This is a genomic window from Micromonospora craterilacus, from assembly GCF_003236315.1.
Lineage (GTDB): Bacteria > Actinomycetota > Actinomycetes > Mycobacteriales > Micromonosporaceae > Micromonospora > Micromonospora craterilacus.
On record NZ_POTY01000113.1, the window covers coordinates 1 to 21161 of the forward strand.

Here is a 21161-nt window from a genome sequence, read left to right on the forward strand (position 1 = left end):
GGCCTGGACGATCTTGGAGATGCGCGTGGTCACCGCCTGGATCTGGGCGGGGGCGGCGCCGACGAAGGCGGCCCGGTCGGCCACCAGGGTGTCGATCTCGGGGCGGGTGAGGCCGAGGCGGGGGTCGGCGGCCAGGCGGTCGAAGAGATCGTTCTCCGGGGCGCCCTTCTCGCGCATGGCCAGGGCCACCGCGACCGCGTGCTCCTTGATCGCCTCGTGCGCGGTTTCGCGGCCGACGCCCCGGCGGACGGCGGCCACCAGGATCTTGGTGGTGGCCAGGAACGGCAGGAACCGCTCCAGCTCCCGGTTGATCACCGCCGGGTACGCGCCGAACTCGTCGAGCACGGTGAGAAACGTCTGGAACAGCCCGTCGGCCGCGAAGAAGGCATCGGGCAGGGCGACCCGGCGGACCACCGAGCAGGAGACGTCACCCTCGTTCCACTGGTCGCCAGCCAGCTCGCCGACCATCGACAGGTACCCCCGGATGATCACCGCGAAGCCGTTGACCCGCTCCGACGAGCGGGTGTTCATCTTGTGCGGCATCGCGCTGGAGCCGACCTGGCCCGGCTTGAAGCCTTCAGTGGCCAACTCCTGACCGACCATCAGCCGGATCGTGGTGGCCAGCGACGACGGTGCCGCGGCCAGCTGCGCCAGCGCGGAGATCACGGCCAGGTCGATCGAGCGCGGGTAGACCTGGCCGACGCTGTCCAGCACCCGGTTGAAGCCCAGGTGTTCGGCGACCCGCCGCTCCAGATCGGCCACCTTGTCGGCGTCACCGTCGAAGAGGTCCAACTGGTCGGCGGCGGTACCCACCGGCCCCTTGATCCCACGCAGCGGGTACCAGGCGATCAGGTCCTCCAGCCGCTCGTACGCGATGATCAGCTCCTCCGCCGCCGACGCGAAGCGCTTGCCCAGCGTGGTGGCCTGCGCCGCCACGTTGTGCGACCGGCCGGCCATCACCACGTCCGCGTACTCGTGGGCGTGCCAGGCCAGCCGGGCCAGCGTCGCCACCACCCGATCCCGGATCAGCTCCAGCGACCGGCGCACCTGAAGCTGCTCGACGTTCTCGGTGAGGTCCCGGGAGGTCATCCCCTTGTGCACGTGCTCGTGCCCGGCGAGCGCGCTGAACTCCTCGATCCGCGCCTTCACGTCGTGCCGGGTCACCCGCTCCCGCTCCGCGATCGAGGCCAGGTCGACGTCGTCCAGCACCCGCTCGTACGCCTCGACCACCCCGTCCGGCACCGGCACGCCGAGGTCCCGCTGGGCCCGGAGTACGGCGAGCCAGAGCCGCCGTTCCAGCCGGACCTTCTCCTCCGGGGACCAGAGCGCGACCAGTTCGGGTGAGGCGTACCGGTGGGCGAGCACGTTCGGGATCGTCGTCACCCCGCCATTCTCCGGCACCGCCACCCTGCCTCCCGACCGGGTACGGCTGGATATACCGGCAGCCTTGAGTAACCGCATCCAGTTGAGCGCTGGTCAGCGCAGTTCGTGGATGGTGACCGGGCCGGCTTTGTGCCGGATCGGGGCCAGCCGGGCCAGTTCCGGCGAGACCGTGCCGGCCCGGGCGTCGGCAAACAACCACCGCACCCCGTACGCGTCACGCAGCTGGTCGAGGTCCGCGCGGGTGGGTGCGGTGAAGACCCGCTCGTTGAGGGCGAACTGCGCCGCGTCGGGCGGGGGCTGTTGGGGGTACCGGTACCCGTCCCGCCCGTGTACGGCGAGGGCGGCGTCCGTGTAGCCCCAGCTCTCCACCACCGCACGGCGACCGCCCAGCCCGGTCACCCAGAAGGCGCGGGCGTCGCAGTGCGGCGTGGTGCGCACCGGCCGACAGTGCACGTTGGTCGCCACCACGTCGTCAGGCCGGGCGTGCTCGTCCAGCCAGAGCGCGGCCCGCATCTCGCCGCGGGTCACCACGAGCCGCTCGTTCATCGCGCCGAGTGGGTCGACGCTGGTCCTCACATGTTGGACCGACATGTCGACCCCGGTGGCGAGGCTCGCGCCGAGCAGCGCCGCGACCACGCCGGCCAGCGCCGACCGGCCGAGCAGCGCCGCCAGTGTCGGCCGACCCAGCCGCCGCAGAAGGGCAGCCCGACGCCCGGCCACACCGGCGTCGTCGTTGCCGTCGACGGCAGCGCGGCGTGTACGCAGCGCGTCGACCGCGATGGCGAGCACGGCGGCCAGCACGATCAGGGCGGCGTACCGGGCCGCCGACCAGCCGAGCGCCGCCAGCCACCCGTCGGCGGTGGCGGTGCGCACCGACTCGACGGTCATCTCGTCGCGGGCCGGAGCAGGGGGCGGGTCGAACGGCGGGGCGAACAGCTGCGCGAGCGTGCCGAGCAGACCGGCCGCCACGAGCGCCGGCCACCCTACCCGGGTCCGGGCGAGCAGCCAGCTGGCGAGCAGGGCGGCCAGCGGGATCACCGGCAGCCAGAAGTAGAGCTGACTGGCCGAGGGGTGGAAGGTCAGGCAGGCGACGGCGAGCCCGGCGGCCACCGCACCCGAGAGGAGCCAGACGACCGGGTCGCGTCGGCCGGACCCGGCGAGCAGCAGCCCGCCGGCCAGCCGGGGCGTCTGCATGAGCAGCCAGGAGCCGAACAGGACGGTCGCCAACAGCCAGGCGCCGGTGCCGCCGTGTTCCACCAGCCCCGGCGGCAGCAGGCCACCGAACTGGGCGCCGTCCTCGGCGCCGTACGTCTGCTGGTACGGCAGCAGGTGGCGGATCAGGCCGAGCGGCTGCGCCCGCAGCGTCCCCGCCCCGCCACCGGCGAACAGCCGGTAGCCGACCGCCATCGCCCCGACCAGCGTGGCCAGCACGCCGAACACCCGCCAGGGCACCCGTCGGCCGCGTACCCACGCCACCAGGGCGGCCAGGCCGAGGCCGGCGATCAGCGGCGGCAGGGCGCTGGACTTGGCGCCCGCGCAGGCCAGGCCGAGCGCCGGGATCAACGCCCAGGCCGGGCCCAGAGCCCGCCCCCGCAGCACCTGGACACACACGGCGGTGAGCAGCATCAGCAGCGGCAGCGCGTACGTCTGGGAGGGGCTGGGGTACGACAGCGGCCCGGTGGCGAGCACGGCCAGCGGCGAGCCGAGCGTGGGTGGTGCGCTGACGTACCCGGCCGCAGCGGCCAGTGGACCCACCCACCAGCGTCCGGCCAGCTCGCGAGCCAGCCCGGCGGTGACCAGCGCCGCCACCCAGCCGACCGGCACCACCCACAGGCGCATCAGCACCGTCGCTGGAGGTACGCCGGTGATCATGCTGGCGCTGGCCATGTGCGCGTCGGACAGATAGTGGTAGCGCAGCGGCTCTCCCGCCAGGTGCGGCAACTCCCAGGGCATGTCCCGGGTGAGTTCATGGACCAGCCCGAGGTGGTAGAGCAGGTCCTGGTAGTAGGCGTAGTCCGCCGGGGGCAGCGGCAGCATCCGCCAGTTGGCGTACCCCCACAAGGCGATCAGCGCGAGCACCGCGCAGACCGCCCAGTGCCAGCCCAGCGGCAACCGGCGACCGGGCCCGGTGCGCCAGTGCCGGCGCAGCCCGGGCACCGCGAGGAAGACCAGCAGCACCGGCACCGGCCACCAGCGCAGCAGGTGCTGCGTTCCGGTTGCGGCGGCGAGCGCCCAGGCGCCGAGTTCGAGCAGCAGGCCGGTGGCCGCGCCGTTGCCGAGGTCCTCGGGCAGGTTGCCCCGGCTGCCGCGAACCGCCCGGTGTACCAGCGTCCCCGGCAGCACCAGCGTCAACGCCCAGTACGCGACGAACGCGCCGACGTCGGCGGCGGGTATCCCGCCGCGCCACCAGACGAGCGGCAGGGCGGCGAGGACGACCACCCAGGGCAGACCCGCCGCCAGTAGCCGCGCCCCGGCCGTCGGCACCCTCGGTCGTGCCGGCTCCGGGCGGACGGGCGGCAGCGCCGCCTCAGCCACGGGCGGCAGCGGCGCCTCAGCCACGGACGGCGGCTACCGGGCGGCCGGCGTTCGCCTCGGGCTCCGGCGCGGCCGGCCGATCCGCGGTGTTGGAGAGCTCCGGTGTGGCCGGCTGGTCTTCGGCGGTGTCCGACCCGACGTGGAAGGTCGGCCGGTTCTGCACGGTGGCGTAGATCCGTCCGACGTATTCGCCGAGCAGGCCCAGGCAGACCAGCTGCACCCCGCCGAACAGCAGCACCGCGACGAACAGGGAGGTCCAGCCGGGGATGGTCACCCCGCGCAGGTGCCCGACGATGCCGAACGCGATCAACGCCAGGCAGGCCAGGAAGCTGCCCAGGCCCAGCCAGGTGGCCAGCCGCAGGGGTGCCGCGGTGAAGTTGGCGACGCTGTCCCAGGCCAACGCGATCATGCGGGGCAGCGGGTACTTCGTCTCTCCGGCGAGCCGGGCCTCGCGTACGTAGCGGACCTCGGCGCTGGGGAAACCGAGCGCGGGCACCAGCAGCCGGTAGACCGGGGTACGTTCGGGCAACTGGCGCAGCGTCTCCACCACGTCGCGGCTGACCAGCCGGAAGTCACCGGCCTGGGCGGGCAGCTCGGCGCCGACGATCCGCCGCATCAGGCGGTAGTACGCCCGCGCGGTCTGCCGTTTGAAGACCGTGTCGGTGCTGCGGTCGGCGCGTACCCCGTACACCACGTCGGCCCCGGCCTGGGCGAGCCGCAACATCTCGGCGATGGCCTCCGGCGGGTCCTGTAGGTCGGCGTCGAGGCTGACCACCCACCGGCCGCGTGCCCGGTGCAGGCCGGCGGTCAGCGCCGCCTGGTGGCCGCTGTTGCGCCGGAGCCGCACGATCCGCAGTTGCGGCCACTCATCGGCCTGCGCGGTGAGCAGCGCGACCGTGGCGTCCCGGCTGCCGTCGTCGACGGCCACCACCTCGTACTCGGTGTGCAGCCCGTCGAGCACGGGCCGGAGCCGGGCGACGAGGCCGGAGATCACGGCCTCTTCGTTGTACATCGGGATGACCACGGACAGCGTGATCTCCCCGGCTAAGTCTGTGCCCATCGATTGCCGGCCCTGTTCCGGACGTGAGGTCGCCTGATCCCACGCACCCGAAACGTGCGCAGGGGCTCACCTTCACCCGGCGAGATGACGCACGCCTGGCACCGGCGTGAACGGCCGGCGAATGGCGGTCAGCGCTCCAGGATCGCGGTCACGCCCTGGCCGCCGGCGGCGCAGATGGAGATGAGGCCACGGCCGCTACCCTTCTCGGCCAGCAGCTTTGCCAGGGTGGCTACGATCCGGCCGCCGGTCGCGGCGAACGGGTGCCCGGCGGCCAGCGAGGAGCCGTTGACGTTGAGCTTGTCGGTGTCGATCGCGCCCAGCGGGGCGTCCAGACCGAGCCGCTCGACGCAGAACTCCTTCGACTCCCACGCAGCCAGGGTGGCCAGCACCTGAGACGCGAACGCCTCGTGGATCTCGTAGTAGTCGAAATCCTGAAGAGTGAGTCCGGCTCGGGCCAGCATCCGGGGCACCGCGTACGCGGGCGCCATCAGCAGTCCCTCGTCGCCGTGCACGAAGTCCACCGCGGCCGTCTCCGACCAGGAGAACCAGGCCAGCACCGGCAGGTGGTGCTCGCGCGCCCACTCCTCGCTGGCCAGCAGCACCACCGAGGCGCCGTCGGTCAGCGGCGACGAGTTGCCGGCGGTCATGGTGGCCCGCTCGCCGTCCGGGCCCTTGGCGCCGAAGACCGGCCTGAGCGCGCCGAGCTTCTCCAGGGTGGTGTCCGGGCGGAGGTTCTGATCGCGGGTCAGCCCCAGGTAGGGGGTCATCAGGTCGTCGAAGAACCCCTTGTCGTACGCGCCGGCGAGCCGCTGGTGAGAGCGCAACGCCAGCTCGTCCTGCGCCTGCCGGTCGATGTTCCAGCGCAGCGCCGTCTGGGCGGCGTGCTCTCCCATGGACAGTCCGGTGCGGGGCTCGGCGTTGCGCGGGATCTCCGGCTTGAACGGCTGGGCCGGGCGCAGCTTCGCGGCGGCCTTGAGTCGCTCGCCGAGGGTACGGGCGGAGTTGAGCTTGATCAGGGTGCGGCGTAGATCCTCGTTGACGGCGAGCGGCGCGTCGGAGGTGGTGTCGACGCCGCCGGCGATGCCGACGTCGAGCTGCCCGAGAGCGATCTTGTTGGCGACCAGGATCGCCGCTTCCAGGCCGGTGCCGCAGGCCAACTGGATGTCGTACGCCGGGGTGCGCGGGTCGAGTTTGGAGCCGAGCACCACCTCGCGGGTGAGGTTGAAGTCCTTCGAGTGCTTGAGCACCGCCCCGGCGACCACCTCGCCGACCTGCTGCCCGGCCAGGCCGAACCGGGCGATCAGCCCGTCCAGGGCGGCGCCGAGCATGTCGGAGTTGGCGGCGTTGGCGTAGCGGGAGTTGGAGCGGGCGAAGGGGATCCGGTTGCCGCCGATCACTGCGACCCGTCGAACGTTGTGCACGATCCGCCTCCTCAGGAGTGTTGCCCGCACCTTACTCGCCAGTAGGCTACGCCTATGACCGACAGGTACGCGAGCTTCGTCCAGTCGGGCGCCGGGCGGGCGCTGGTCAAGCGCCTCGGGCTGCCCGATCCGCCGCGACTGCGCCGGCACGCTCCCGGCGAGCCGATCCTCCCCGGGCCGGTTCTGCTCGGCGCCGCCACCGGTGGCCGCCTCGCCGAGCCGGTCGGCAAGATCCTGGCCTCCGCCGGGCTCGCCCTGCGCGATCCGGCCACCGCCGTACCCGATCCGGCCACCGGCCGTACGCCCGCCAGCGCCGCCCTGGTCTACGACGCCACCGGCATCACCGACTCCACCGGACTGCGCCAGCTCTACGACTTTTTCCACCCGCAGGCCCGGGCGGTGCAGCCCAGCGGCCGGGTGATCGTGCTGGGCACCCCGCCCGTCGAGTGCGGCACCCCGCGCGAGGCGACCGCCCAGCGTGCCCTGGAGGGGCTGACCCGCAGCATCGGCAAGGAGTTCGGCCGGGGCACCACCGCGCAACTGGTGTACGTCACGAAGGACGCCGAGGAGAGCACCTGGACCAGCCTGGAGGCGACCCTCCGGTTCCTGCTCTCCGGCCGCTCCGCGTACGTCTCGGGTCAGGTGATCCGGGTCGGCGCCGGCCAGGCGAGCGCGCCGATCGACTGGGACCGCCCGCTCGACGGGCAGGTCGTGCTGGTCACCGGCGCCGCCCGGGGCATCGGCGCAGCGCTGGCCCGGGTGCTGGCCCGCGACGGCGCCACCGTGGTGGCGCTGGACGTGCCAGCCGCCGGTGACGAGCTGGCCACCGTGGCCAACGAGATCGGCGGAAGTGCCGTGCAGCTCGACCTGACCGCCGCCGCCGCGCCGACCCGGCTCGCCGATCATCTGGCGGGTCGGCACGGCCGGGTGGACGTGGTGGTGCACAACGCCGGCATCACCCGGGACAAGACCCTCGGCCGAATGGACGCCGACCGGTGGGACCAGGTCATCGACGTCAACCTGTCCAGCCAGGAGCGGATCAACGACCTGCTGCTGGAGCGCGGGCTGATCCCGGCCGGCGGGCGGCTCGTCGGCGTCTCCTCGATCGCCGGGATCGCCGGCAACCGGGGCCAGACCAACTACGCCACCAGCAAGGCCGGCGTGATCGGGCTGGTCGACTCGCTCGCCCCGGCGCTGCGCGAGCGCGGGATCAGCGTCAACGCCGTCGCGCCCGGGTTCATCGAGACCCGGCTGACCGCCCGCGTCCCGCTGGTGTTGCGTGAGGCGGGCCGCCGGATGAACAGCCTCGCCCAGGGCGGGCTACCGGTGGACGTCGCCGAGACGATCAGCTGGCTGGCCTGGCCCGCGTCCGGCGCGGTCAGCGGCAACGTGGTCCGCGTCTGCGGCCAGAGCCTGCTGGGGGCGTGATGGCCAGGCGCAGGCACCGGGACGAACCGGTGGACGACCTGTCGGTCGGCGAGCTGATCGACGGGCCGACGGAGACGCTGACTCCGGAGATCCTGGCCGCCGCGTTCGCCGCCCCGGCCGGCCACGGCCGAGACCCGGATGCGACCCGCGACCTGACCGACCTCGCCCCGGCTGGCGGACCGACCGCCGAGCCAACCGACCTCCCTCCGACCGGCCTCCCTCCGGCTGGCGGACCGACCGACTTCGCTCCGGCCGGCGGACCGACCGCCGAGCCGGCCGACCGGCACCCGGTCGGCGGCAGGGGCCGGGAGGCGGACGGCAGCAGGTCGGGTCGGTCGACCTCCGACGTGGTGAGCGGCGACGCGACGGGCGACCTGACCGGCCAACTGTTGGCCGGCTACCCGGCCGGGGCCTCAGCCGCCGGGCCGGCCACACGGACCCGGCTCACGTTGCCGCGGATGCCGTCGACAGGGCCGCTGTACCGGCGGGCGCTGCTGGGCGCGATACCGGGGCTCGGCCGCCGGCGCGGCGACGGCGTGCCTGCGGTCGAGTTGTCGGTCGGCGGAGTCGCCGTGGACCCGGAACGGCTCGCTGACTACGACCGGGTCTGCGGGTTCCGGCTCGCCGACCGGCTGCCGGCGACCTTCCCGCACGTCATGGGTTTCCCGCTGGCGCTGCGACTGATCACCGCGCCGGAGTTCCCGATCCCGCTGACCGGAGTGGTGCACGTCGGCAACCGAATCACCGTGCACCGGCCGGTCACCGTCACCGACCGGCTGGACTTCACCACCTGGGCGGAGAACCTGCGTCCGCACGAGCGGGGGCGGCAGGTCGACGTCGTACTCGTCGGGTCGGTCGACGGGGAGGAGGTGTGGCGCGGCGTCTCGACGTACCTCGGCCGGCAGCGCACGCCGGGCGGCGGCGACCGGCGCGACCGGGGCGAGCGGCCCGCACCGCCGGCCGCCACCGCCCGCTGGCGGGTCGCCCCCCGGGTGGGTACGGACTACGCGCGAGTCTCCGGCGACCACAACCCGATCCACACCTCCCGACTGGGCGCGCGACTGTTCGGCTTCCCCGGGCCGATCGCGCACGGCATGTGGAGCAAGGCACGCTGCCTCGCCGCGCTGGAGAACCGGCTGCCCGAGGCGTACACGGTCGACGTGTCGTTCAAGCTGCCGGTGCCGCTGCCCAGCACCGTCGCATTCAACGCCACACCGGCCGCCGACGGCTGGTCCTTCGCCCTACACGACTCCCGTTCCCGCCCCCACCTCCTCGGTGAAGTGAAAGGAAGGGCCCCTTATTAACGCCTGGTGTAGAGGAAGGGCCCCTTCTTAACAGCCGCGGCCACCAGCATGGGTCCATGGAGGCCTTCCTCGACCTGGTCCGGCAGACCCTCACCTCGCCGTGGGTGTACCTGCTGCTGTTCGGGCTGGCCGCGATCGACGCGATCTTTCCGCTGGTGCCGGCCGAGGCGGCGGTCATCACGGTCACCGTGCTCGCCGCAGGAGGCGAGCCGAACCTGCTGCTGGTGATCGTGGCGGCCATGCTCGGCGCGCTCGCCGGCGACCACCTCTCGTACGCGATCGGGCGCGGCGGCGGGTCGCGGCGCCTGGCCCGCTTCCCGGTCGACAGCCGACGCCGGGCCGGGTCGGAGTGGGCCCGGCGGGCGGTCGACCGGCGTGGCGGGATGATCCTCGCCGCCGCCCGGTACGTCCCCGGCGGGCGAACCGCGGTCACCCTGACCATGGGCGCGGTCTGCTACCCGCGACGGTCGTTCCTCTTCTACGACCTGATCGGCACCGGCTCGTGGGCGCTGTACTGCGTGCTGCTCGGCACCTTCGGCGGGCTGGCCTTCGAACGGGACCCGCTGCGCGGGATCCTGGCCGGGCTGGGCCTCTCGCTCGCGATCACGCTGCTGGTGGAGCTGGTGCGCTGGCTGCGGCACCGCGCGCACCGTCGCGCCGCCCGCTGAAGTCGCGCGGGGCCGCACAGCCCGCAGCGCACAGCCCGCAGCGCACAGCCCGCAGCGCACAGCCCGCAGCGCACAGCGCGCGCCCGCGGTGGGCGGTGTTAGGACGGGGCCCGGGCTCTACCGCAGGCGTTAAGACGGGGCCCTTCCTTGCTCCGACGGCGGGCGCCAGGTGACGCCGCGCAGGAGTTGGCCGGCGCCGAGCCAGGCGGCGTTCATCATCCGGGTGGCGGTCTTCTCCGGGTCGGCCTCCGGGCGGTCGGCCAGCCAGTCGGCCAGCGACTCGGTCGCGCCCACCAGGGCGTACGCGACGACCTCCAGCTCGGTCTCGGCCACCTCGCGCCGCTCGGCGCGCAGTGCGTGGTCGAGCATGCCGGCGACCACCTCGACCAGTCGGGCCCGCATCACGGCCAGCTCACCGGCGAACGGCTGCTCCCCCCGGGCCTGCCGGTAGAGCACCGCCCAGCCGTCCCGGTGCGCGCCGACGAAGCCGAAGAACGCCCGCAACCCGCGCCAGAGCCGCTCGTCGGCCGGCAGGTCGGGGGCGGCGGCTCCGGCGATGGCCTCCATCATCCGGGTGCCCTCGCGGTGCAGGCAGGCGACGAAGAGTTCCTCCTTGGTGCCCAGGTACGCGTACACCATGGGTTTGGAGATGCCGGCTTCCTCGGCGATCTCGTCCATGCTGGCGCCGTGGTAGCCGCGTCGGGAGAAGACCCGGACGGCTGCGTCGAGCATCTGCTGCTCGCGTACGGCCCGGGGTAGGCGCTTGAAGGCGGGCGTGGTGGACACCTTGCGAGCATACCTACTCATGCGTAAGGTTACGCCAGAGTAACCACTTTTCGAGAGGTGCTTCCCCATGACTGACTTCGACCCGGCCAACTTCGCCAACGTCGGCCCGAAGGAGTTCGCCCAGCTCGTCAAGTCCACCCCGGAGAGCAAGCTCGCCGAGGTGATGTCTGGCGACCTGCGCGGCAAGGTCCTCGGCGAGGTCTTCGGGCGGATGCCGCAGCTGTTCCGGGCCGACCGGGCCGGCTCGACCAACGCGGTGATCCACTGGAACATCACCGGTGCCGCCGACGGCGGCACCGACACCTACGAGGTGGTCATCGCCGACGGCACCTGCACCATGAACGAGCCCCCGCAGCACGACCCGCGGCTGAGCCTGACCCTCGGCCCGGTCGAATTCCTGAAGATCGTCTCCGGCGGCGCCAACCCGGTCATGATGTTCATGACCGGCAAGCTCAAGGCCAAGGGCGACCTGGGCCTGGCCGCCAACATCGCCAACCTCTTCGATATCCCCAAGGCCTGAGATGGTCGAGTTCTCGCTCGACCTGAACGAGGAACAGCGGGATCTGCGCGACTGGGTGCACGGCTTCGCCACCGAGGTCGTGCGCCCGGCCGCGGCCGAGTGGGACGCCCGCGAGGAAACCCCGTGGCCGGTCATCCAGGAGGCCGCGAAGGTCGGCCTGTACGGCTTCGAGTTCCTCGCCACCTGCTGGGCCGATCCCACCGGCCTGTCGCTGCCGATCGCCAGCGAGGAGCTGTTCTGGGGTGACGCCGGCATCGGCCTGAGCATCTTCGGCACCGGTCTCGCGGTGGCCGCGATCTACGGCACCGGCACCCCGGACCAGCTCGTCGAGTGGGTGCCGCAGTGCTTCGGCGACGTCGACTCCCCGACCGTCGCCGCGTTCTGCACCTCCGAGCCGGAGGCCGGTTCGGACGTCGCCGCGATGCGTACCCGGGCCAGCTACGACGAGGCGACCGACGAGTGGGTGCTGCGCGGGCAGAAGGCGTACGCCACCAACGGCGGGATCGCCGGGGTGCACGTGGTCACCGCCTCGGTCGAGCCGGAACTGGGCTCGCGGGGGCAGGCGGCGTTCGTCGTACCACCGGGCACGGCGGGGCTCAGCGCCACCCGCAAGCTGCGCAAGCTGGGCCTGCGGGCGTCACACACGGCGGATGTCTTCCTCGACGACGTACGGGTGCCGGGGCGGTGCCTGCTCGGCGGCAAGGAGGCGCTGGACGAGCGGCTGGCCCGGGCCCGGTCCGGGCAGCGCGCCTCCGGCCAGGCCGCGATGCGTACGTTCGAGCTGTCCCGGCCCACCGTCGGCGCGCAGGCGCTCGGCGTGGCCCGGGCCGCCTACGAGTACGCCCTCGAGTACGCGAAGGAGCGCGTCCAGTTCGGCCGGCCGATCATCACCAACCAGGCCGTCGCCTTCGCGCTGGCCGACATGAAGATGGAGATCGACGCCGCTCGGCTGCTGGTCTGGCGGGCCTCCTGGATGGGCCGCAACAACCGGCCGTTCACCGCCGGCGAGGGCTCGATGTCCAAGCTCAAGGCCGGTGAGGTGGCCGTGTCGGTCACCGAGCGGGCCGTCCAGTTGCTCGGTGGGGCCGGTTTCCTGCGTGACCACCCGGTCGAGCGTTGGTACCGCGACGCGAAGATCTACACCATCTTCGAGGGCACCTCGGAGATCCAGCGCCTGGTCATCTCCAGGGCGATCTCCGGGATGCAGATCCGCTGAGGGGGTCCTCCGGCGTGCCGCCGGAGGACCTTCCGGGCATCGCGGAAGGGAGGCCGCCGGAGATGGACCTACCGTTCGTCGTCGCCACACTGACCCGCCGTGGCCTGCTCACCCCGGGGCGCCCGATCCGCGTCGCGTCCCAGCTCAACGCATTACGGAAGTGGGGCTGGAGCCTCGCCGGGGAGCTGCGCCAGGCGGCTGCCCGGGACCCGGGCCGGGTCGCCATCGTCGACGACCAGGGCGCCGAGCTGACGTACCAGGAGTTGCTGGACCGCTCCATGCGGCTCGCCCGCGCCCTGCGCGCGGGGCTGGGCGTCCAGGCCGGCGACCGGATCGCCGTGCTCTGCCGCAACCACCCGGGCCTGGTCGAGACCATCGTCGCCGCCACCCTGCTCGGCGCGGACGCGGTACTGGTCAACACCGGCCTCTCCCCGGCGCAGCTGGCCACCGTGGCGAAGGAACAGCAGCTCCGGGTCCTGGTGCACGACGACGAGTTCACCGAACGGACCCTCGGGCTGCCGGCCGACCTGCACCGCCTCGACGAGCGGGCCCGGGAGGAGCTGATCGTCACCGCCCTCCCCGGCGAGCTGCGGCCGCCCGAGCGGGACGGCCGGATCATCGTGCTGACCTCCGGCACCACCGGAGCGCCGAAGGGTGCCCGGCGGCCCACCCCGAACGGCTTCGGCCCGCTGGTGTCCATCATCGACCGCATCCCGCTGCACGTCCGGGACCGCATCATGATCGCCGCGCCGGTCTTCCACACCTGGGGGTACGCGGCGCTGCAGGTCTGCTTCGCGCTGCGGGCCACCATCGTGCTGCACCGGCGATTCGACCCGACCGCCACCCTCGACGCCCTGGTGCGGCACCGCTGCCAGGCACTGTTCGCGGTGCCGGTGATGCTGCAACGGCTGATTGAGGTGGCGGCGCCGGAGCCCCGGCCGCCACTGAAGGTGGTGGCCGTCAGTGGCTCCGCGCTGCCCGGCGGCCTTCCGTCGGCCTTCATGGACACCTACGGTGAGGTGCTCTACAACCTGTACGGCTCGACCGAGGCGTCCTGGGCCTCCATCGCCGTCCCCGAGGACCTGCGCCTGGCCCCCACCACCGCCGGGCGGCCGCCGCACGGCACCCGGCTGGCGGTCCTCGACGACGCCGGCGAGCCGGTGCCCGGCGGCCGGGTCGGCCGGATCTTCGTCGGCAACGAGATGCTCTTCGAGGGCTACACCTCCGGCGCCGACTGGGAGCGCCACGACGGCCTGCTGAATACCGGCGACCTGGGCCGGGTCAACGCCGACGGCCTGCTCTTCGTCGACGGCCGGGCCGACGACATGATCGTCTCCGGCGGGGAGAACGTCTTCCCCTCCGAGGTGGAACAGCTGCTCGCCCAACTTCCGCAGGTACGCGAGGCGGCCGTCATCGGCGTACCCGACCCCGAGTACGGCCAGCGGCTCGCCGCGTTCCTCGCCCTGCACCCCGGCGAGGCACTGGACGCCGAGTCGGTCCGCGAGTACGTCCGGCACTACCTCGCCCGGTTCTCCGTCCCCCGCGACGTCGTCTTCGTCAGGTACCTGCCACGCAACGCCACCGGCAAGGTGCTCACCCGCGAGCTGCGCCGCCACTACGGCTGACCCCCGGTCCGAAGTGAACGGCTCGACTGCCCCAGCGCGCCCGGGGCCTTATCGGTCGGCGGCGCGGCCGATGGCGGCGGCCACTCCGCCGACCCGGTCGGCGAGCAGGCCGAGTGCGCCCACCGCCCGGTCCACCGGGTCGTCGCCGGCCCCACCGAGCGCCCGCGAGCGCTGGAAGGCGTCCTTCACCTCGGCCCAGCGGCGGGACTGCTCCGGGGTGAGCCGGCCACGCAGCTCGGCGAGCTTGAGCAGGTTCGCCTCAGCCCCTGCGGCGAGGGTCTGCGCCTCGCCCAGGTAGTGGTCGTCGATCACCGCCTCCAGCTCGTCGTCGGTGAGCACCGGGACGACCCGTTCGGCCAGCTTGTTCATGTTCCGGTACGACCCCTGGAGCTGGAACGGCGGCTCGGTTCGCGCGTCGTCGGACTGCGCCGCCGAGGCGATGTACGCCTGGTTGTTGGCCAGCACCACCTGCTGCACCCGAAGCAGCTTGCGCAGCACCGAGACGATCTGCTCCAACTCCACCGGCGGGTACGGGTGGGACAGCTGGTCGGGCCGGACCGAGTCATCGCCGCGGGCCATCCGGACCAGCAGCTCCAGGTCGGCACGCTCCCGCCCGGACAGCGGCGCCAGCACCGAGTTGGCGGTGAGCGCGTTCTCGATGTAACTGAGCGCGAAGACCTCCTCCCGGCCGGACAGCACGTCGCCGAGGTTCCACACGTCGGCCCGGTTGGCGAGCATGTCCGGGATCCGGAAGCGCCGCCCCGACTCGGTGTACGGGTTGCCGGCCATGCACACCGCGAACCGCTTGCCGCGCAGGTCGTAGGTGCGGGTACGGCCCTCCCAGACGCCCTCCATCCGGCGCTGCCCGTCGCACAGCGAGATGAACTTCTGCAACAACTCCGGGTTGGTGTGCTGGATGTCGTCCAGGTAGAGCAGCACGTTGCTGCCCAGCTCCAGGGCGAAGGAGATCTTCTCCACCTCCTGCCGGGCGGTGGCGTCGGGTGCCTCCGCCGGGTCCAGCGAGGTGACCTTCGAGCCCAGAGCCGGCCCGTTGACCTTGACGAAGACCAGGCCGAGCCGGCTGGCCACGTACTCCATCAGGGTGGTCTTGCCGTAGCCGGGCGGTGAGATCAGCAGCAGCAGGCCGGACTGGTCGACCCGCTTGCCGTCGCCGGTCGCGCCGAGCTGCCGGGCCAGGTTGTCGCCGATCAGCGGCAGGTACACCTCGTCCAGCAGCCGGTTGCGGACGAAGGCGTTCATCACCTTCGGCCGGTACTCCTCCAGCCGCAGCCGCTCCCGCTCGGTCTCCACCAGCGCGTTGCGTTGCCGCTGGTAGTTCCGGTACGCCGGGACCAACTCGGTACGGAACGACCGGGTCCGGGCCAGCGTCTCGTCCAGCCGTACGCCCAGCGCGGAGCCGTCGATGCGCGGGTGGGCGCCGAGCAGCCCGCCGACGGTCTCCGTCATGGTCGCGGCGCTGTCCTGCCGGGGCAGCTCGGGGCCGCACAGCTCGACGGCCACCGCCTCCGGCAGGTCGTACCCGGACAGGTTGCCGTCGTCGGTGGCGAGGAACGCGGTCAGCCACGCCTCCACCAGCTGGAACCGGCCGGCCAGGTCGCCGCCGAGGGCTCGTAGGTCGTCGTCGAACTCGCGCGCCGACCGCGACTGCGGGCCGCCGAGCGCCCGGCGGAAGCGGTCCAGCACGGCCCGCGCCCCGCCGCCGGTGACGAACCGGGCCGGCGATCCGGACAGCTCCTCGAACAGGTACTCGCCGGCCAGACCGGTCCCGGCGGCCGGTACGGGCAGCCCGGCGCCGCGCAGGAAACCGTCGACCGCCTCGGCCAGTTGTGCGCAGAGCCGGTCGGCGGCGTCCTCGCCGTCCGGACGGCCGAACCGCTGTCGCGCCCGGGCCAGCGAGGCGGCGCGGGCCGTCCAGGCGGCCCGGGTCGGCTCGTCGGTGCCGTACCGCCAGAACAGCTGCGCGGCGGCGCGGTCGGCCGGCGGGTAGCGCAGCAGGCCCGCGCCGGTGTGCAGGCGCAGCAGCACCCGCAGGATCTCGGCCGCGTCGTGGTCGTGCACGCCGCGTTCGTACCCCTCGTCGTAGCGGGTTTCGGCGATCTGCCGGACCAGTTCCCGCAGCCCGTCGGCGTCCACCGCCGCCGCGTGCAGCGCGTCCAGGGTGAGCCCGTCGCGGCCGGCCTCGGCGGCGGCCAGGATCGCGGTGGCCAGGTATTCCGCCCGGTACACCTGCGCCGACTCGGAGACCAGCAGCTGGTCCCAGAACCGGCGGGTCTGCTGGAACTGCTCGTCGCGGATTGGGGCGCGGTAGTCGGTGCCGGTCACCGCCACCACCATCCGGCCCTCGGCCGGCACCACCGCCACGTCGATCGGCTGGGTGTTCACCGCGAAGCGGTGCCGGCCCAGCCGGATCGTCTCGCCGCCGTCGGCGTACAGGTCAAGGCGGTCGCGCAGGCCGCGCCCGGCCTCCTGGCGGGCGGCCCGGACCCGGCCGTCCAGCTCCTCGGCCCGCACCGCGTCGCCGAGGGTACGCAGTTCCTCGACCACCGCCCGCAGCTTGCCCACCATCGGGTCGGCCGCGAAGTAGGTGTTGACCTCGTCCAGCGAGCCGAGGGTGCCGGCCCGCCTCTGCACGCTGACCAGGATCCGGTCGGCCGAGGCGACGAGCCGGTCGGCCCGGCGCGCCCGCTCGTCCAGCAGCGCCTGCTTGCGCGCCGAGAACGCCTCGTAGATGTCGGTACGCCGGGTGGCCAGCTCGGTGAGGAAGTCGTCGAACTCGCCGAACCGGGACTCCAGCTCTTCCACCCGCAGCAGCAGCCGGCCGAGCTGCTCGTCGCAGCGTTCGGCGGTGTCCGCTGCCGCCAGCGCGCCGGTCACCGCCTGCCCGAGCAGGGCGAACTCGGCGGCGAAGCCGGCCCGGCCTTCGGCGGCGGCCAGCTCCCGGCGACGCTTGTCGAGCACCGCACGGGCCCGGTTTACCGCGCCCAGCACCTCGCCGACCCGGCCCAGGATCCCGGTCCGGACGGTCGCGTCGGCGATGTCCAGCCCACCCACCACGTCGGTGACGGTCTGCAGGCCGTCGGTGCGGGCGGCCAGCTCGTCGCGGACCGTGCCGGCCTCGGCCACCGTGCCGATCGCGCCGGCGCGGGCGGCGAGCCGGTCCACCTCCTGCTGGTAGCCGGTGAACGCCTCGTCCCGGCGCAGGAACTCGACCGCCCGGCGGCCGGCCACCGCCAGCTCCTCGTCCAGCCGGCCGGCCAGCTCGTCGATCCGGTCGTGGTCGACGTACCGCAGCTCCCGCAGCGTCTCCAGGTGCCCGCGCGCCCGCCGCAGGCCACCGAGCTGGGCGACCCAGTCGTCGGCGGTCAGCGGCGCCTCGCCCCGGGCCCGACGGGCCAGCGAGGCGATCTGCTCGGCGCTGTCGTCCACTTCGGCCCGGGCCTGCTCGGTGAGGGTACGGACCTTCTCGTGCTCCTCCAGCACGGCGGTCGCGGTGCGGCGCAGCCCGGCCAGCGGCGTGGCCAGGTCGCCGAGTTCGTCCTCGCCGAGCCAGTGGTAGTGGTCGGTGATCCGAGCGCAGGCGGCGATCAGCGCCTCGTAGACCCCGGCGGTGGCGGTGCCGTCGACCATCCGGGTCACCGACAGGCAGTCCGAGATGCCGCGTACCAGGTCCGCGTTGCCGATCCGCTCCAGCGGCCCGGTGCCGGCCGGCTGGGCCGCCGCGTACGCGTCCGAGACGTACGGCGTCTGCCAGATCTGCATCGGGTGGACCCGGGTCGGCTCCTCGGAGACCGCCCGGAACACCACCAGCGTGCCGTCGTCGAAGATCGAGAACCCGTGGCACGGGATCGGCGCGGCCACCTCCTTGCGGATCGCGTTGTACGGCAGCAGCAGCGAACGCCCCTCGGCACGGGCGTGGAAGACGTAGAGCACGTCCTCGCCGTTCGGGGACCGCACCACCCGCTCGAACTCCAGGTCGGAGACCTCGGTGTCGAAGGTGCGGGTGACGCCGGTGGCCAGGTGGTAGCCGCCCGGGAAGATGATGCCGTGGTCCTCGGGCAGCCGCTGGCAGGCGATACCGATGCCGTCGAGCCGGACCACCTCGCGGGTGAGCGTGTTGAAGACCAGGTGCCGCCACTGCGTCTCCTTGTACGGCCGCAGCCGCAACAGGATCAGCGGTCCTACCCGGGCCCAGTGCACGTCCGCGTCGGCGAGACTCTGCAGAGGCTCGTCCACCGGCTCGCTGTAGATGCCCTCGCCGACCTCGGTGTTGTTCTCCACCTTGACGGTGAGCGTGCCGCCGACCGTTTCGACGAAGACGTCGCCGGCGATGGAGATGTGCGGATGCCGCCCGAGGACGTGGTCCTCGCGGGTGGTCTCGATCCACTCGAAGTCGTGCGTCGGCGGGAAGACGTGGTCCCGCTCGCCCCGGCTGTCCAGGTACTCGGGGACACCGTCGACGCCGACCTGCCAGCGCAGCACCCGGATGTCCTCGGTACGCGGCCCGGTCTGGAACACCGCCAGCAGCCGGCCGTCGATCCGGCGCAGTTGCAGCAGGCGGGCCTGCCGGTAGTAGCGGTACAGCTCGCCGAAGTCGCGGACGAACTGCGGGTGGCGCAGCAGACCGGGCAGCTCGTCCGGGCCGGCCTCGTCGAACCGGAACGCCTCCGCGCCGTCCGCGTCCCCCTGTCGGGTGAACCGGTGCAGCGAGAAGACGTCGTCGACGGTCGTCTCCGGCTTGAGACCGATGAAGACGTTGTAGCCGAACAGCATCAGCCCGCCGACCGAGACGATGTCCCGGGGTACGCAGTTGTGCTGCGTACGGATCCGCTCGGTGCTCAGCAGGCGCAGCTCGGTGCCGCCGAAGACCTCCAGCCGGCGGGCGTTGAGCGCCTCCGCCCGCCGGGACAACTCGACGGCCTGCCCGGCGAGCCGCTTGCGCAGCACCTCGTAGCTGCCGTCGTCCAGCCCCGGCCGAACGCCCACCGTCGGGGTGTCGGTCGCACCCACCCCCGGAACCGTCTCGCCGGTCCCGGCCGGGGCCGGTCCGGCGTCACCGGGCGTACGCCCAGCGGCCGCCGGACCGGCGGTCGGCTCACTCACCGGCACGCTGCCGCGGGCCGGTGAGGGCGGCGACCGGGGTCTCCGCCACGCCCAGGCGCTGCGCGGCCTTGAGCAGTTCCTGGAGCTTGCCCTTGTCTGCGCCGCCGGAGCGCATCTGCTGCATCAGGAACGCCGACAGGGTGAGGTTCTGCACGTCGGCGCTGTTCAGCGAGCCGACCATGCGCGCCAGGTCGTCGGTGAAACTGGCGCTGCCGTCCAGCCACGGCTGGGCCAGGTTCTTCGCCACGTCCGAGTGCGCCACGAAGCCGTCCACGCTCTTGCCGAACGAGATCGAGCTGAGCAGCCGGTCGAAGAAGACGCTGTCGCCACCGACGATGTCGATGTTCGCCTTCTCCAGGCCGGTGCTGACCAGCCTGGCCTGCGCCTCGGCGACCTGCCGCTGGGTGTCCAGCCCGGCCAGCCGGACCTCCTTCTCCAGCTCCAGGCGCAGCCGGTACTCCTCGTGCTCCCGGGTCGCGTCGTCCAGCGCGGCCATCGCGGCGGCCTTCTCGGTGAGACCTTCGGCCTCGCCCTTCAGCTTCTCGCGCACCGCGTCGGCGGCGGCCACCGCCTTCTCCCGCTCCACGGCGGCCTCGGCGCGACCGACCTTCTCGATCGCCTCGGCGCTGCGCTCCTGGACCTGCACCTCGGCCAGACCGGCTGCCGCCGACTCGGCCTGGATCCCCTCGGCCAGCCGGATCTTGGCCCGGGTGTCCAGCTCCGCGGCTTGCTGCCGGGCCTCGGCCAGCACCAGTGCCTCGCGGGCCTTGTGCTTGGCCGCCGCCTCCGCGGCCTCCGCCGCCTTGATGTCCTTGACCAGGCTCTCCTGCGCCTCGGCCTCGGCCTGGATGACCAGCGCCTGGCGGGTCCGCTCGGCCTCCTCGACCACCCGGAGCCGCTTGATGTTCTCCTCCTGCTCGGCCACGGTCTTCTCCACCGCGATCCGCTCCCGGATCACCTCGGCGATGGCCCGCTTCTCGGCCTCGACCTCCTTGTTCTTGGAGATCGTGCTCAGCTCGGTCTCCCGCTCCCGGCCGATGACCTCCAGCAGGCGGTCCTTCTCGATCCGCTCGGTCTCGATGGCGATGACCCGCTCGCGGTTCTTCTCCGCGACCGCGATCTCCCGGGCCCGGTTCTCGTGCTGGACGCCCAACTGCTCGTCGGTACGGATGTTCGCGGTCTCGGCCCGCAGCCGCTCCTCGGCGCGTACCCGGGAGATCTCGGCCTCCTCGCGGGCCCGCACGGTCTGGATCTCCCGGTGCTGCTTGGCCTCGGCGTCCGCCTGCCGCCGCTCCAACTCCAGGATGGCTTCCTTGGCGTCGACGTTCTGGCGGGTGATCTCCTTCTCCTCGCTGCGCCGGAACTCGTTGGTCCGGACGTTCTCCTGCGTGGTCAGCTCGGTGATCTTCCGGATGCCCTGGGCGTCGAGGATGTTCGCCGGGTCGAGCTGCGCCATCGGCGTCTGCTCCAGGAAGTCGATCGCCGCGTCCTCCAGGCTGTACCCGTTGAGGTCGGTGCCGATCACCCGGATGATCTGGTCGCGGAACTCGTCGCGCTTGGTGTAGAGGTCGACGAAGTCAAGCTGCTTACCGACCGTCTTCAACGCCTCGGAGAACTTCGCGTTGAACAGCTCCTGCAACGTCTCCCGGTCGCTGGCCCGGGCGGTGCCGATCGCCTGCGCCACCTTGATGACGTCCTCGGTCGTCTTGTTGACTCGGACGAAGAAGGTGATCCGGATGTCGGCCCGGATGTTGTCCCGGCAGATCAGGCCCTCGTTGCCGGTCCGTTCGATGTCGATCGTCTTGACCGAGATATCCATGATCTCGGCCTTGTGCAGCACGGGCAGCACGACCGCGCCGGTGAAGGTCACGTCGACCCGCCGGATCTTGGAGACGATCAGTGCCTTGCCCTGCTCGACCTTGCGGAACAACCGGCTGACCATGAACACCACGCCGAGCGCGATGAGCAGGACGACGGCGAGGAGTACACCGATTCCGGTGGTGATGACATCCATGGCTGGGCGCGCGGACGGTGGCGGCCGGCGGATAAGCCGGCGGGGCGCCGCGCATCCTCCTTTCGGGGCGTCTCAGGGGC

Annotated in this window: 13 protein-coding genes; 6 read left to right on the plus strand and 7 right to left on the minus strand. The window is 72.7% G+C overall.

The features are described 5' to 3' along the window. The 4 genes from purB to C1I95_RS18495 form a co-directional block, all read right to left on the minus strand. A partial coding sequence (gene purB / locus C1I95_RS18480) for an adenylosuccinate lyase (RefSeq protein ID WP_111215076.1) occupies positions 1–1383 on the minus strand: 1383 nt, incomplete at its 3' end. Between the two features lie 93 nt (positions 1384–1476). Beyond that, the gene (locus tag C1I95_RS18485; RefSeq protein ID WP_111215066.1) at positions 1477–3942 is read right to left on the minus strand and encodes a hypothetical protein; all 2466 of its coding nucleotides are present in this window, start codon (positions 3940–3942) and stop codon (positions 1477–1479) included. Continuing rightward, a complete protein-coding gene (locus C1I95_RS18490) occupies positions 3935–4978 on the minus strand; it encodes a glycosyltransferase family 2 protein (RefSeq protein ID WP_111215067.1) in 1044 nt (347 codons plus the stop codon). The genes C1I95_RS18485 and C1I95_RS18490 overlap by 8 nt, the downstream gene beginning before the upstream one ends. Positions 4979–5106: 128 nt before the next feature. Beyond that, positions 5107–6399 carry an acetyl-CoA C-acetyltransferase gene (locus C1I95_RS18495; RefSeq protein ID WP_111215068.1) on the minus strand — a complete coding sequence of 431 codons (1293 nt, stop codon included), beginning with the start codon at positions 6397–6399 and terminating at the stop codon, positions 5107–5109. 54 nt (positions 6400–6453) lie between these two features. Between C1I95_RS18495 and C1I95_RS18500 the strand changes: the two genes are divergently transcribed. From C1I95_RS18500 to C1I95_RS18510, 3 genes are all read left to right on the plus strand, one after another. After that, complete coding sequence (locus tag C1I95_RS18500; RefSeq protein WP_111215069.1) at positions 6454–7827, plus strand: 3-oxoacyl-ACP reductase; 1374 nt, start codon at positions 6454–6456, stop codon at positions 7825–7827. A gap of 389 nt (positions 7828–8216) precedes the next feature. Beyond that, on the plus strand, positions 8217–9131 hold the full coding sequence (locus tag C1I95_RS18505) for a MaoC/PaaZ C-terminal domain-containing protein (protein ID WP_111215077.1): 915 nt from the start codon (positions 8217–8219) through the stop codon (positions 9129–9131). A 56-nt stretch (positions 9132–9187) separates the two neighbouring features. Next, the gene (locus C1I95_RS18510; RefSeq protein ID WP_111215070.1) at positions 9188–9799 is read left to right on the plus strand and encodes a DedA family protein; all 612 of its coding nucleotides are present in this window, start codon (positions 9188–9190) and stop codon (positions 9797–9799) included. A gap of 129 nt (positions 9800–9928) precedes the next feature. Here the strand turns inward: C1I95_RS18510 and C1I95_RS18515 are convergent, their stop codons facing one another. After that, positions 9929–10585 (minus strand): TetR/AcrR family transcriptional regulator, encoded by a 657-nt coding sequence (locus tag C1I95_RS18515; RefSeq protein WP_199523806.1) that lies wholly within the window; start codon positions 10583–10585, stop codon positions 9929–9931. A 67-nt stretch (positions 10586–10652) separates the two neighbouring features. Here C1I95_RS18515 and C1I95_RS18520 point away from each other — a divergent pair, with 67 nt between their 5' ends. The 3 genes from C1I95_RS18520 to C1I95_RS18530 all read left to right on the plus strand — a co-directional run bounded on the left by C1I95_RS18520 (position 10653) and on the right by C1I95_RS18530 (position 13946). Continuing rightward, on the plus strand, positions 10653–11105 hold the full coding sequence (locus tag C1I95_RS18520) for an SCP2 sterol-binding domain-containing protein (protein WP_111215072.1): 453 nt from the start codon (positions 10653–10655) through the stop codon (positions 11103–11105). Between the two features lies 1 nt (position 11106). Further along, the gene (locus C1I95_RS18525; protein WP_111215073.1) at positions 11107–12321 is read left to right on the plus strand and encodes an acyl-CoA dehydrogenase family protein; all 1215 of its coding nucleotides are present in this window, start codon (positions 11107–11109) and stop codon (positions 12319–12321) included. Between the two features lie 62 nt (positions 12322–12383). After that, the gene (locus tag C1I95_RS18530) at positions 12384–13946 is read left to right on the plus strand and encodes an AMP-binding protein (RefSeq protein WP_111215074.1); all 1563 of its coding nucleotides are present in this window, start codon (positions 12384–12386) and stop codon (positions 13944–13946) included. A gap of 48 nt (positions 13947–13994) precedes the next feature. Here C1I95_RS18530 and C1I95_RS18535 read toward each other — a convergent pair whose 3' ends face one another. Continuing rightward, positions 13995–19067: a DNA repair ATPase gene (locus C1I95_RS18535; RefSeq protein ID WP_233513738.1), complete on the minus strand. Its 5073-nt coding sequence runs from the start codon at positions 19065–19067 to the stop codon at positions 13995–13997. Then, positions 19060–21081 (minus strand): flotillin family protein, encoded by a 2022-nt coding sequence (locus C1I95_RS18540; protein WP_111215075.1) that lies wholly within the window; start codon positions 21079–21081, stop codon positions 19060–19062. The genes C1I95_RS18535 and C1I95_RS18540 overlap by 8 nt, the downstream gene beginning before the upstream one ends. Positions 21082–21161: the final 80 nt, after the last annotated feature.

Coding starts and splice junctions, on each gene's coding strand:
- C1I95_RS18490 (WP_111215067.1), bottom strand. CDS start 4,978: ATGGGCACAGACTTAGCCGGGGAGATCACGCTGTCCGTGGTCATCCCG.
- C1I95_RS18500 (WP_111215069.1), top strand. CDS start 6,454: ATGACCGACAGGTACGCGAGCTTCGTCCAGTCGGGCGCCGGGCGGGCG.
- C1I95_RS18510 (WP_111215070.1), top strand. CDS start 9,188: ATGGAGGCCTTCCTCGACCTGGTCCGGCAGACCCTCACCTCGCCGTGG.
- C1I95_RS18520 (WP_111215072.1), top strand. CDS start 10,653: ATGACTGACTTCGACCCGGCCAACTTCGCCAACGTCGGCCCGAAGGAG.
- C1I95_RS18525 (WP_111215073.1), top strand. CDS start 11,107: ATGGTCGAGTTCTCGCTCGACCTGAACGAGGAACAGCGGGATCTGCGC.
- C1I95_RS18530 (WP_111215074.1), top strand. CDS start 12,384: ATGGACCTACCGTTCGTCGTCGCCACACTGACCCGCCGTGGCCTGCTC.
- C1I95_RS18540 (WP_111215075.1), bottom strand. CDS start 21,081: ATGGATGTCATCACCACCGGAATCGGTGTACTCCTCGCCGTCGTCCTG.